Annotated in this window: 13 protein-coding genes; 4 read left to right on the top strand and 9 right to left on the bottom strand. The window is 54.9% G+C overall.

Annotation, left to right across the window (positions count from 1 at the left end):
• Window positions 1-11: 11 nt before the first annotated feature.
• Genes AVCG78_RS05700 through AVCG78_RS05685 form a run of 4 tightly spaced genes read left to right on the top strand, consistent with a single transcriptional unit; the run spans window position 12 to window position 3,529 of the window.
• Window positions 12-701 (top strand): PI-PLC domain-containing protein, encoded by a 690-nt coding sequence (locus AVCG78_RS05700; protein ID WP_071205063.1) that lies wholly within the window; start codon window positions 12-14, stop codon window positions 699-701.
• Window positions 694-1,314, top strand: coding sequence for an HAD family hydrolase (locus AVCG78_RS05695; RefSeq protein WP_071205064.1), 621 nt, complete (start codon window positions 694-696; stop codon window positions 1,312-1,314). Before AVCG78_RS05700 ends, AVCG78_RS05695 begins: the two co-directional genes overlap by 8 nt.
• A gap of 14 nt (window positions 1,315-1,328) precedes the next feature.
• Window positions 1,329-2,840: a glycosyltransferase family 2 protein gene (locus AVCG78_RS05690; RefSeq protein WP_197434929.1), complete on the top strand. Its 1,512-nt coding sequence runs from the start codon at window positions 1,329-1,331 to the stop codon at window positions 2,838-2,840.
• Window positions 2,837-3,529 (top strand): glycosyltransferase family protein, encoded by a 693-nt coding sequence (locus tag AVCG78_RS05685; protein WP_071205065.1) that lies wholly within the window; start codon window positions 2,837-2,839, stop codon window positions 3,527-3,529. The genes AVCG78_RS05690 and AVCG78_RS05685 overlap by 4 nt, the downstream gene beginning before the upstream one ends.
• Window positions 3,530-3,568: 39 nt before the next feature.
• Here the strand turns inward: AVCG78_RS05685 and AVCG78_RS05680 are convergent, their stop codons facing one another.
• The 9 genes from AVCG78_RS05680 to AVCG78_RS05640 form a co-directional block, all read right to left on the bottom strand.
• Window positions 3,569-3,892, bottom strand: coding sequence for a phage holin family protein (locus AVCG78_RS05680; protein WP_071205066.1), 324 nt, complete (start codon window positions 3,890-3,892; stop codon window positions 3,569-3,571).
• 338 nt (window positions 3,893-4,230) lie between these two features.
• On the bottom strand, window positions 4,231-4,668 hold the full coding sequence (locus tag AVCG78_RS05675; protein ID WP_071205067.1) for a hypothetical protein: 438 nt from the start codon (window positions 4,666-4,668) through the stop codon (window positions 4,231-4,233).
• Window positions 4,665-4,907 carry a hypothetical protein gene (locus AVCG78_RS05670; RefSeq protein ID WP_071205068.1) on the bottom strand — a complete coding sequence of 81 codons (243 nt, stop codon included), beginning with the start codon at window positions 4,905-4,907 and terminating at the stop codon, window positions 4,665-4,667. The genes AVCG78_RS05675 and AVCG78_RS05670 overlap by 4 nt, the downstream gene beginning before the upstream one ends.
• The gene (locus AVCG78_RS05665) at window positions 4,904-5,512 is read right to left on the bottom strand and encodes a glycoside hydrolase family 19 protein (protein WP_197434930.1); all 609 of its coding nucleotides are present in this window, start codon (window positions 5,510-5,512) and stop codon (window positions 4,904-4,906) included. Before AVCG78_RS05665 ends, AVCG78_RS05670 begins: the two co-directional genes overlap by 4 nt.
• A gap of 103 nt (window positions 5,513-5,615) precedes the next feature.
• Entirely contained in the window at window positions 5,616-6,125 is a 510-nt protein-coding gene (locus tag AVCG78_RS05660; RefSeq protein ID WP_071205070.1) for a hypothetical protein, read from the bottom strand.
• Between the two features lies 1 nt (window position 6,126).
• Window positions 6,127-7,197, bottom strand: coding sequence for a gp53-like domain-containing protein (locus AVCG78_RS05655; RefSeq protein ID WP_071205071.1), 1,071 nt, complete (start codon window positions 7,195-7,197; stop codon window positions 6,127-6,129).
• A complete protein-coding gene (locus tag AVCG78_RS05650) occupies window positions 7,181-7,372 on the bottom strand; it encodes a hypothetical protein (RefSeq protein WP_071205072.1) in 192 nt (63 codons plus the stop codon). The genes AVCG78_RS05655 and AVCG78_RS05650 overlap by 17 nt, the downstream gene beginning before the upstream one ends.
• Window positions 7,373-7,419: 47 nt before the next feature.
• Window positions 7,420-8,916, bottom strand: a complete 1,497-nt coding sequence (locus AVCG78_RS05645; RefSeq protein ID WP_071205073.1) for a hypothetical protein — start codon at window positions 8,914-8,916, stop codon at window positions 7,420-7,422.
• Window positions 8,913-11,780 carry a phage tail protein gene (locus tag AVCG78_RS05640; RefSeq protein ID WP_174089663.1) on the bottom strand — a complete coding sequence of 956 codons (2,868 nt, stop codon included), beginning with the start codon at window positions 11,778-11,780 and terminating at the stop codon, window positions 8,913-8,915. The genes AVCG78_RS05645 and AVCG78_RS05640 overlap by 4 nt, the downstream gene beginning before the upstream one ends.
• Window positions 11,781-11,793 lie beyond the last annotated feature (13 nt).

Here is an 11,793-nt window from a genome sequence, read left to right as displayed (position 1 = left end):
AGAGAGGTATCATGTCGTTGATAAGCTATCCGTCCGGCGAGACGTCATTTCGGGCACGAATTATCGCGCACAGGGGATTTTGGCTTGAAGCCTCAGAGAAAAACAGCTTGTCTGCTTTCGTTCGTGCGTTGACGCATGGATTCGGCATTGAAACTGATGTGCGGGATTTAGATGGTGAATTAGTTATCTCACACGATCCTCCCCGATCACGCGATAAGCCTATGAGTTTTTCAACTTTTCTGGAGATCTATAAATCCATCGGTACAGACGGCTGGCTAGCGCTAAACATAAAATCGGACGGACTTTCCAATTTAGTCGATGATTTTTTAAAAAAACATGAGATCGAAAACGCTTTTGTGTTTGATATGTCTGTCCCTGACATGCGACATTACATGAATTCGAAGATGAATGTATTTACACGAATGAGCGATATTGAACCTATCGCCTGTTGTGTTGAGCAGTGCGCGGGCGTCTGGCTTGATAGCTTCGATGAACCTTACACGAAGAGCAGTGTCATTGATAAGATAGCGGCCGAGGGTCGCTTGGCTGCGATAGTCTCTCCTGAACTTCACAAAAGAAACCATCTTGACGCTTGGTCTGATTGGGCATCGTCGTTTAATCTCAGCGAGAACGGCCGTTTGATGCTCTGCACCGATTTTCCTTCCAAGGCTCTGGAGTATTTTGGAGATAAAAATGATTAAAGCCGTATTGTTTGATATGGATGGAGTGTTGATCGATGCCAAAGACTGGCACTACGACGCTTTAAATCGAGCATTGTCGCTGTTTGGTATGCCTATTGAAAGAGACGCTCACCTAAGTACATACGATGGCTTACCAACGAAGCGCAAACTGGAAATCCTTAGTAAAACGCGAAGGCTTCCTAAACGGCTTCACCCGTTTATAAATTCATTAAAGCAGGATTTTACTGCGGAAATCGCTTACTCGAAATGTAAGCCAAACTTTTTGCACCAACGCGCTTTATCTTGCTTGAAATCGGAAGGTTTTAAACTTGCCGTCTGCTCTAATTCAATAAGGGCATCAGTTGACTTGATGATGAAGTTGTCAAAATTGGATATGTATTTAGACTTTTTCCTATCGAATGAAGACGTGAAACACGCCAAGCCAGACCCAGAGATATACGTCAAGGCTATAGAGCGAATGGGGTTGGCGCCTCATGAGGTTCTGATAGTTGAAGATAATGAGCACGGCTTAGCTGCTGCCCGAGCATCAGGGGCCCATGTGATGGCAGTAGCTGATGTGTCTGACGTATATTACGAGGCTATCAAACAAAAAATTTCGGCGTTGGCGGCCTAGTCGAGGGCAAGAGGATGAAACAGAAAATGCAAATTTTGATACCTATAGCTGCAACTTCGCCTTTTTTCGATCAGGAAGAATTCTACTTCCCCAAGCCATTAGTCGATCTTGGCGGAAAGACAATGATTGAGCATTCAATTAATGCTCTCCGCTCCGAGTTCGGCGACGCAAAATTTGTATTCCTAGTTCGGCAGGAAGACATCGATAGGTTTTCTATCGATACGGTAATCAAGCTTCGCGCCGGCAACGAAGTTGTTGTTATCCCGGTCAGCAGCGAAACAGAAGGTGCACTTTGTACATGTTTATTAGCGGTAGACCACCTGGATTTAGAGGCCCCAATTCTAATTGCTAATGGCGACCAAGTGATTACATCGCCAATTGCTGGGCTATTCGATGAAGTAAAAAGGAAAAATGCCGTAGCTGGGGTTGTGACTTTTCCTTCTGTGCATCCGCGTTGGTCTTATGTGCGGATCGGTGAAGATGGCTGCATTTCTCAATCCGCCGAAAAGAGAGTTATCAGCGAAAATGCAATTTCCGGCTTGTATTACTATGAAAGCGCCCAGTTATTTATCGATGCCGCCATGAACTCGATTAGGTGCGAAGACCGACATGATGGAAAATACTTTATCTCCTCCACGTTAAACCAAATAATTATCGAAGGGAAATCAATTGCGAATTTCTCTATTGCTGCCAAACATTATCATAGCTTCTACACGCCTGAAAAATACAAAGAGTATGTTGAAAAGTTTTATGGCCGCACCACCGAAAAACAAGAGGTTGTTCTCGTAGTTCCAGGCGCTGGTGAAGGAAGCCGGTTCGCAAAAGACGGGTGGCTTAAACCGAAGCCGTTTATTGACGTCGGCGGCAAACCAATGATCGAGCGTGTTTTAGAAAATGTTCGCCCGCGAAACAGCAAGGTAGTAGCACTTCTACGCTCTGATCATATTGAGAAAAATGTGTCCATCGTTGATCGGATCGGTAGAGTTGCAAGCGTACAGTCTGTCGAAAAGCTCACCGAGGGAACACTGTGCACCGTTATGTTGGCGAGAAAGCATTTTAGTGATTCCGACATTATAATAGTCGCTAACTCTGACCAGTTAATTGATTTTTCTGTCGATGACTTCGTCGATGACTGCGTAAACAGAAATCTGGATGGTTCTATCTTGGTGTTTAAAGATCCAGAATTGAATCCAAAATGGTCATTTGCAAAATTAAATGAACATGGTCTCGTGGAGGAAGTAGCCGAGAAGAAAGCAATTTCAGAATATGCTACGGTTGGAGTTTACTTATTTAGGCGCGCGGATGCATTGATTAAGGCGACCGTGGACATGATCGCTAATAATGATAGAATAAACAACGAATTCTACACATGCCCTGTATATAACTATATGATTGATGAGGGCGCTCGTATTGGAATATACGAGGTAGAAAAAGAAGCTATGCATGGGCTCGGAACACCGGAGGACATGAGGGAATTTTTCGCTCTTAAAGGGATGCCAAATTCAAAAGATGAGCCGCTTCAATGAAGTCGATCATCCCCTTAGCCGGTCCTGGGTTTGTCAACCCTGACGGATCAGTTAAATCAGAAACGATTGTTGACGGATTACCCCTTCTCAGGCGTGCTCTTGAAAGCCGCCATTGGTGGTCCTCCGGATTGATAACTGATAAAGACCTAATATTCATCCTTCGCGATGACCCTCAAAGTCACCGCTTTCACCAAGAAAAGCTAGCTGTTTGGTACCCTTTGTGTAGATGCGTGTTTTTATCTCACTACACCAAGGGGGCGGCTTTTTCAGTTTTAGGAGCGTGCGGCCTTCTGGAAAACTTGAGTGAAACGATTTGCTTCGATCTGGCGGACATATTATTTCAGTTTGATCAGAATCCAACGAATTATATTGACAAAGAAGGCATCGGCGCCCTTGCTTTAACATTTTATTCAAATAAGGAGATATATTCCTATTTGCGTCGAGATGAGAATAACCGGGTAGTTGAGGCTGCAGAGAAGAGAGTTATTTCTAACGAAGCTTCCGCAGGGGTATACTTCTTTAAGTCGATTTCAGTTTACTTAAAGGCACTTGCGATGGTTCTAGAATCGGGAGACCGATTTACTCATCGAGGACTTCATTTCATTTGTCCCGTTTTTAACGGCGTATTATCCCAGGGGCTTTCTGTCGAAGCAGTAAATGTGGATAATGTGCAGGACATTAAATTATAACACATAGGCCGAGGAGTCGCGTCCTCGGTCTATTTTGTGTCAATGCTGCTTTTTTCCCATCCACCACTTCATAAATAGCACTTCTGCCCCACGCGGACCCAGATAAGCCAGCGCAGCAATGAGCCCCGTCGAAATCGGTTGCCCGAGACCGAGCCACCCAGCTAGGCCTTCACCAATCAACGCCATGCCGATGGCGATCGGCAGTTCCCACAACAGTTCGGGGCCGAGGGGACCGCGGTGGGCACGGCGAACCTCCTGTACATGCCACATTGCCCGGCCGATAATGGCGCCGATGATGGTTGTTCCGGCGCCGCCGAACCAGGCGGTCAGCACCTCGGCCACCGTTGAAATCTTCTCAGACATCCCCTGCCCCTCTATTGTTCTCCGGGTGCCAGACCGGTGGTGTTAAGCGCAGGGCCCCTGGTCCGATTGGCGCTCTTGCAATCGAGCGGTGCCAGCCGCTTGGCAGCCTATTGTTGACATTGCACCTCGGTGGCGTTGCCACTTTTCCGTCTGTCACGTCCCGCCCCTTTGCAGTGCATTGATGGTATCTGCCTTCGCCGCATTTGTGGCGCGGCAATCGGCCAGCGCCTTTCGGTCTCTACCCCACAGCCGATTCAGCCGTCCGATCTGTGCCATCAGGAATGAACACAGGTGCATCGCAATCAGCCATGATGCTGGCCGAGACGCTTGGTTTGCGATCAGCGGTTGGTTGCGCCGATGGCGTTGAGAGCGTTTCGCACCCTGTCAGGCATAGCAGAGCAGGCAGGAGCGGCACTCGCCCCAGCAGCAGCATTCGGTTTCGCATTATCCTTTTCCCTTTCCTCGGCAAGCGCTGCCTCAAGTCCTGCGACCTGCCCAACATGAGCGGCCATCGTGGCGACCAAGGCCGCATCGGCGGCATTGATTTGTTTCTGTTGAGCCTCGATTTTGGCGAGCTGAAGCAAGTCGGCCTTACGTTGGGCTTCGGCCCATTGCTGGCGGATCTCATTCCGGCCAGCTTCTTTCAGCGATGACGCCCAGCGATGCAGGCCTAACCCGGCGATAAGGACGGCAGCAATCAAGCCGATGCCGCGCCAGTCGAGCTTTTCGTGGAGCGCCTTGAGGGCACTCCAGGCAGTCAGGGCGATTGCAATCATCGGCAATCACCCTTGCGAGCGCGGTCATCAGCCGGTTGCCAGCCAACCGGTGGCTGGGGCTTCATCATCCCCGCAGGTCCATCGCGCCAGGTGTTGATCAGGATCTTGGCAAGCCCCAACAATCCTACGATTTTCAAGGAAACCGCCTCGCTGAAAAATGGCGTCCAGTCGAACAGCGCCAGCGCCGGGATCGCAGCAATGAGCGTGTTGATGATGTTATGGAGGAGATTGGTGTTCATGCCGCCCCCACCAACGCCGCATAGAATTTCCGGCCATAGCCTGCAACAACGCTGGCGCTTTCCGTGCCGTTGATAATGCGGCGGGCATCCACCCAATGCGTCTTAGTGCCATGGAAGAAATCATCTAGCTTGACGCCGGTGAACAGGCCTTCACTCATGCCCACAAACATCACCTTCAGGGCAATGTCCTCACGCATCGCCAAGGACGGATTGGCGATGAGGTCAACGTCGATTGCGCCGCCGAGCTTGATATAATTGTCCTTGTGGGTAAGCTGGACATAGCCACGTCCAAGCCAACTCTTGCCATCGGCTCCAATCCGCCAATAAGCCGACTTGACCCACCGCATCGTGCCTTTCGCCCAAGAGCGATCCAGAATGGCGATAGCCTGCTCATCCGAAGCCGCTCTCGTTTCACGAACTGGCTGCATGGTCTGTGCTGTTTCGTGAAACGCCGTGCCAAGCATATAGGCCAACCACCGCAGATCGGTCATTGTGCTGGCCTGCCAGGCGTCGAGAATGGCCGAGATGCCATTCACCTGATTTTGCGTCAGCGCACCGCCGAACAACGACGAGCGCACCGCCGCGAAGAATTTCGCGCGATCCATAATATTCATCCTTTTTTGTGATTTCTTGGCTGCAATGCTCTCGCAGCCCTTTGCAAATTAGTTCGCTATTAGCGTCGATCTGGACGATCTGGCGTAAATTCGCCTAAAACCCCGCAGCCCACACCCACAGGCTATCGAGTTGCTCACCGGAAATGCCGAGCAAGACCGCCAGTTCGTCAATGGCAGGATTGGAGCGCTCAAAGCTGACCGCCTCGGTAATCTCGATGCGCAGATCGGCAGCCGCCTGTTTGTCGTCCACGGCATCGACCAGCGCCAGAACATCCGCCTTGCTGACATCGATGCGAGAAGCCGCCAGCCAGAACTGACGCGGCGTCAGCGTCGGCATCACCACCACGGGTTCGATAGGTGGTGGCTGGAATTCAACCACAGCCCCGTCGATCAGTTTGCGCAGGGAGGGAAAGCCCAGCAGCTCTTGCCACTGCGCCTGGCTGATCTCCACTGCCGCCTCCGGAATCAGGCAGTCGAGGTTTGGCTGATGGCCAGTAACCTCGCCGGCATCATCATAGACAGGCAGTTGCCGGGCGCCATGCACCGCCTCTTCGTAAAATGCCTTAGCGAACCCCTCGCCGTCGATCATCGCATATATCGCCATTTCAAATCCCTATCGCTATCCAATGGACGACCGTGCCAAAGTGCCCGCTCACTGCGCCACCCGACGAAATCACCCGAGATCGGATGTTAAAACCAGTATTGCTAAGCTGTGAGACGGTGATCGAGAGTGCATCCCCTGAACTCAAGATATGATTTGCCACGGGCGCGACAGCCCAACATGCAGACGGAAACGAGAGCGGAAACGGCTGCGTATAATCGCTGTAGCTGCCGTTTGACGAAACGCCCCACTGGATCAGTGGACCGCCGGGGATCTTCTGATAACCCGTCGCTGAGAGCTGACGCCCCGATCCATAATCCGTCCAGATCCGACCGATATCCGTTGCGTCCACCTGACCTCTCAGGCCGTCAGCACTCCAACCGATATAGATTTTGTTTGTGGTCTGTCCGGCCCCGCCGCTCTGTTGGACAGGCGTAAACCCCAAGGCCGCCTGCGCGCCGAGCTTTGCCCGCCTGGCAGCCGGATCGCTCTCGACATAACTGTTTGTCCAAATATTCCCCATCGGTGTGGCATTGACTTGTGCCAACAATCCCGACCCATCGTCAGCCCATCCGACTTTGACCACATTAACGCTGCTCTGCCCGGTTCCACCACCCTGCTGGACAGCCCCCAAGGTCGCACGCGCCGCAGCGGCATCAGCATCATCCAGAAGCGTGCGGGCAAAGGCAGTCAGTGCGGCCAGCCCCATTTGCCCCGATCCGGTAAAATAGCCCAACCGATCGGCAAGGCCTTGAAGTCCACCGAGCGCTTCGAGATTGCCGGAATTGCCCAGCAGATCGATCAGCTGCCGGGCCTGCGCCGAGATCCGCGACCCGTCGCCCTGATAGCGCAGCCGGTAGGCCGTGCCATTCAGCGTTCCGCCCCGCCAGGGCTGGGCCAGTGTTAGCGCCGTGTCGCCGGTGACCGCGCCGACAATCCCGCAATAGCCATCGGCAAACAGCAGATCCCCTTCTGCAAAGCCCGCCGTTGACCAGGCTGTACCGGATCCGGTGACGGCCGTTGCACCTGCGGCAACAGAGATCGTGCCTGCCCTGTAATCACTGCGCAGCGCCATCGGCATTCTCCCGCTCACTCGTGGTGGTCAAAGCCTTCAGTTCGGCTTGCAGCTGGTCGCGCTCGGCTATGACCTCAGCCAAGGTCTGGGCCAGCGCCAGATTGCGCTGCTTCAGAAAGTCGGCCTGGGCGGACAGTTCGCGATAGGCGACATCGGGGTGAATGTTTATGGTCATGATAGGCCTTTCGGTGGGAATGGAAGATATAGAGAGACAGTCCCGCCTCACGGCAGCGCCACGCCGAAGACGTAGTAGCGAAGACCAATGATGACGGCGGGATCGTTGACGGTCTCGGTGCGCACCCCGCCGCCGCTTTGATTGTAGTAAGCGACGTAAAGCGGGTTGCCCCGGAAGGTGTAGAAGGTCGCGCCCGTGTCCGTGTATTGGACATAGCTGGTGTCGCCGGTGAAGGTCGGAGATCCCCAGCTGTCGTTATAGGTGCGGTATTTGCCAAGCCTTGGCGTGCGCACGAATTTGGTGGTGTTGATCGATAGCGAGCCGCCCTCAACCGTGCCGCTGCCGTGGACCGTGCACCATTTGATAAAGGTGAACATGCCGCTGGCATCGTAGCTGATCGTATTGGCCTGATTGCCGGTGGTGATCGACAGATAGCCTTCCTTGACGATTTGCAGGGCTGGCCATCGGCTATCGATGACGATATCGCCAAAGCCCGGCGATGCCCCTGCCCCAGGCCGCAGGAATTGCACGACCTGCTGACCGTTCTGATCGAATTGCCGCAGCACATTGTTGGCACCGCTGGTGGCACTGGCCGGCGCCTCGGCAAAGACAATCACCCGCGCCCGGCAGGCCCCGTTCGGATTGGAGAACTCGACGGTATTGCCATTGGCCCGAAACGTCGCGCCGAACGGCCCATTGTTGGGATGGCACGGAAAATAGATCGACTGGCCGGATGCATAGAAATGGCATTCGATGATCGTGTCGGTGGGCAGCGCCATGCCGCAGTCGAAATAGCTCGTTCCCTTTGGAACAGCGATATCGGCGGCGGCAATCACCTTGGCCGGGATCTGCGATGAGCTGAATGCCAACTGGCTGCCCGTCGCCGTATTCACATCGAAGCCCGGCTTGCTGACCCTGAGATCAGTCGAGCTGATGATGATTTGCGGCTGGCCTGACACTGCCGCTTGCGGCGTGCCGTTCTGGATGGCCGTCTCATCGCCCGGCAATTGCCAGACGACCAGCTTGTCGGTGCCTGATAGCCAGATCGAGCTTTCGGTCGGCTTGACCGTTGCCCCAAAATATCCCGTGAAGGTATAGGTGGCATTGGCAGAGGCCCAGCCCATCAGATAGGCCCCGCCGTCGCCGAGCTTCCAGACCTGCGTTCGGTCATTGGTCCCGAAATACATCTCCAGCATCTGCATATGGGTATAAAACCCATTGGCATCGACCCGCTTGCGATCATAGAGCGGCAGGTCATAGATCAGGCCGGTAAAATAGGACTTCTTATAGATGTCCTGGTACCCGCCATCGCCATTGCCGGAACTCCACCAGGTCCAGGACGAGGCGGACGGATAGTAGCCGCGGGGCGACGTTCCGGTCGCCCCGGTGCGGATGGCGTTGACCTTGCAGTCTGCCGCCCATTTGGACGAATAGTAAAACTTCGATATCTCGGCATCCGAGGTGGTTGCCGGATCGAAGCTTGCCTTGGTGATCTTGATGCAGGCCGTGCCGGTATAGTCGAGGCCAATAAGGGTTTTGGTCATGACGAAATCACAATCGTGCCTGCGTTAAGGGAAATCACCATCTTGCCGTTCGAGCTGCGGATCTCACCGGCTGTCACCGTGCCGATATTGGCGACATTCATCCGCACGGCGGCACCATCGACGACGAACGGATTGTTGAGATTGCCACCGGCAACGACGACGAATTGCCCGGCCTCGACCACGAACCGGCTGGGCAGGTTCGCATCATTGGGGACATCGAGATACCAGGCGGCACTGCGCCAATTGCCATTGCCGCCCTGTCGCGCTTCTGCACCGATACGGGCATAGCCAGCCGGCCCGCCCATGGCCGACATGCGAAAATTGGCGGTGGAGACATCGCCACTGGCCGAGGCCGCCGTCAGCGAGGTCAGTGCCGTGGCAATCGATGAGACATTTCCATTGGTGGTGGCGACACTGGCTTGCAGGGTCGAGACGGCGGTGGCGGTATTCTGGAGCCCTGTTTTGGTATCAGCCAGCGAGGCGGTCAGTGTATCGACGCGGCTGGATAGGGCGGTATCGGCTGCCGCCAACGCATCGGCCCGTGATGACAAGCTGGATGATGACGACGCTAGCGAGGCGGTCAAGGTATCGATGCGCTTTGAAAGAGCTGTATCGGCACTACCAAGCGCGGTGATCTGCGAGGTAAAGCTGGCCGTGACGCTGTTAAAGCTGGCGGTCAGCGTCTCGACCCGGCTTGCCGTGGCGGCATTGGCTGAGGCCACCACATCAACGGCAAGGTTCCAATCCGCCGTGATGCCATCGGCCACCGCCCTGATCTGCTGGCGCAATTGCTGACGGGCATAAGCCGTTCCCAGATCAAGCCCTGCAATGCGCGCATCCAGCTCTTCCAGCGTTGCCTGCACATCGCGCAGGCCAGAGCCGATCCAGTCCTGATAGCTGGCGAGATCATCGTCCAGGCCCGACAGGCCGACTGCGCCCTCATACGGATCATAATCGGCCCCAGCCAGAAACCGCACATCATGCGTCAGCACATCGATCCAGTCGCCCCATTCGGTGGTGCGATTGGAATAAGGCACGAACCGGCCCCGCGCCTGATAGAGCGAGGCCGACAGGAACGTGCCGTTCAAAATCCATTCAAACGGGGCGGCATAGGCGGTGGCATTGCTATCAAACACCACCATTTGGCTCGCCTTCAGGCGCACTTGCACCCAGACATTGGCCACGTCATCCTGATCAGGCGCGCAGATCACCTTGATGGACGGACGCCGGGCATTGCCATTGGCGTCAAAGATCGTCGCCGGTTCGGCCTTCCAGCCGTACATAGGTTGCGCAACAGGCACCCCGCTGGACACACTGCCGGTGACCGGTGGTTTATAATCTTTGCCCTGGTTCCAGCTGTAATCGGTCGGATCGACCTCCGTGATATCGAGGACAACATCAAGGTTTGGCTGATCGAGAACGCCATCGACCCGAAACCGCTTCTCAACATAGCCATTACGGTTGCTGGATGTGGCGACAATGTCCCCCGGCTCCAATGCCCCGAACTTTGGCGGCATAGAAATGGTGTGACGGCGGGCGCGACGAGCCTCCTTCAAGGCCGATTGCATCAGCCGCTGTACCTGGGCAACGTAGGGCACGAAGTCGAGGCTGACATCCGACAGCAGACGACGGTTGCCGTCTTCCACCTCATAATCGCCGTTATAGAGCGGCGGGGCTTCCGTCATGTTCCAGGCGTCATCCGGCGATGGGTAGGAGGCGGAAATCCCGTTGACGGTATCGGATAGGCCAAAGAACGGCGTAAAGCTCTGCTCTTCCGTGGACAGAATATCAGCGTCGGTAAAGGTCATGACCGGTTCATCCGACACGCCGATAAACGGCTTATAGGTGCCGCCGATCTCGGCAAGCCGACCGTTGCAAGCGGTCAATATCGCTTGCGCCGCATCCTGGATGGCCGCACTGACCTGCACCTCAGCACCAGAGCGATAGGTGGCCTCCATGCCATCAGCACCTTCGATCAGGGTGCGGCATTTGCCGATCTGGGCAATCCAGTGGCTGGCAGGCAAGCGCCGTTCGGTGACGGTCTGGAGGCCATAGAGCCATTGACCGTTCCAGCGGATACCGCGCATCAGGGCATAGAGCTGGACAACAGGCAGCCGGTCGCCATCGCCGCCCCAGGTCGAGGCGTCGCTCCAGCGCTGCGGGCCATTGCCGCCGACAGAACTATCCTTGGAGGGATCATAAAGCCGCATACCATCCAGCACGAACTTGAAGGACGGAAAGCCGGAAAACAGCTCCTGGTTCACGCGCGAGGTGGCAATCACATAGGCAACGCCATGGCCGACACGGGTACTCTCATAAGGGCGGGCCGTGGACGAGACCCGGTTGACTAGAAAGCTATCGGCTTCAGTCTGCGTGCCATCGTAAAATTTGAGCCAGAGGTAATCGGTGTTGCCCTTGCGGTAATCGACAACCGGCCAACCGTATTCGGCATGCGGATGATCGAAATCGATCTCGCAGGCCACACCATTGACCACTGCCACCAGCAGCGACTTGATCGGTGCATCGGCCAGCGCAATGACCTGCGTGACATAGGCATTCGGCGTCTTGCCCGCATTGCCCCAGGTATTGGCATAAACCAGAGAACCAGCCGTCGCCGTCATCCCGAAGATGATCGAGCGCGGCACGGTGCCACCGGACTGCAATTGCCCATTGACGGCAAAGTTTGCGGTCGAGGCCTTGTTCTTGCCCGCCACAGCCGAGGCCAGATAGTTCAAGCCAACGCCGACCGCCGCCTTCAGCAGCGTCGAGCCGATAACGCCCATACCGCCGATAAAGGTCGAGACCGCGCCAAGCGCCGACGCCACGCCGCTGACAATGGCGGCGATGCCAGAAAAGATTGCCATGGATGGGATACCC

This window comes from Gillisella vitis (assembly GCF_021559775.1).
In the GTDB taxonomy this organism is placed as follows: domain Bacteria; phylum Pseudomonadota; class Alphaproteobacteria; order Rhizobiales; family Rhizobiaceae; genus Allorhizobium; species Allorhizobium ampelinum.
The sequence above is the reverse complement of the archived record's forward strand: the minus strand, read 5'-3'. Positions and strand labels throughout refer to the sequence as shown.

Excerpts from the sequence above, each read along its gene's own strand:
- AVCG78_RS05700 (WP_071205063.1), top strand. The coding sequence starts at position 12 with ATGTCGTTGATAAGCTATCCGTCCGGCGAGACGTCATTTCGGGCACGA.
- AVCG78_RS05695 (WP_071205064.1), top strand. The coding sequence starts at position 694 with ATGATTAAAGCCGTATTGTTTGATATGGATGGAGTGTTGATCGATGCC.
- AVCG78_RS05690 (WP_197434929.1), top strand. The coding sequence starts at position 1,329 with ATGAAACAGAAAATGCAAATTTTGATACCTATAGCTGCAACTTCGCCT.
- AVCG78_RS05685 (WP_071205065.1), top strand. The coding sequence starts at position 2,837 with ATGAAGTCGATCATCCCCTTAGCCGGTCCTGGGTTTGTCAACCCTGAC.
- AVCG78_RS05680 (WP_071205066.1), bottom strand. The coding sequence starts at position 3,892 with ATGTCTGAGAAGATTTCAACGGTGGCCGAGGTGCTGACCGCCTGGTTC.
- AVCG78_RS05675 (WP_071205067.1), bottom strand. The coding sequence starts at position 4,668 with ATGATTGCAATCGCCCTGACTGCCTGGAGTGCCCTCAAGGCGCTCCAC.
- AVCG78_RS05670 (WP_071205068.1), bottom strand. The coding sequence starts at position 4,907 with ATGAACACCAATCTCCTCCATAACATCATCAACACGCTCATTGCTGCG.
- AVCG78_RS05665 (WP_197434930.1), bottom strand. The coding sequence starts at position 5,512 with ATGGATCGCGCGAAATTCTTCGCGGCGGTGCGCTCGTCGTTGTTCGGC.
- AVCG78_RS05660 (WP_071205070.1), bottom strand. The coding sequence starts at position 6,125 with ATGGCGATATATGCGATGATCGACGGCGAGGGGTTCGCTAAGGCATTT.
- AVCG78_RS05655 (WP_071205071.1), bottom strand. The coding sequence starts at position 7,197 with ATGGCGCTGCGCAGTGATTACAGGGCAGGCACGATCTCTGTTGCCGCA.
- AVCG78_RS05650 (WP_071205072.1), bottom strand. The coding sequence starts at position 7,372 with ATGACCATAAACATTCACCCCGATGTCGCCTATCGCGAACTGTCCGCC.
- AVCG78_RS05645 (WP_071205073.1), bottom strand. The coding sequence starts at position 8,916 with ATGACCAAAACCCTTATTGGCCTCGACTATACCGGCACGGCCTGCATC.
- AVCG78_RS05640 (WP_174089663.1), bottom strand. The coding sequence starts at position 11,780 with ATGGCAATCTTTTCTGGCATCGCCGCCATTGTCAGCGGCGTGGCGTCG.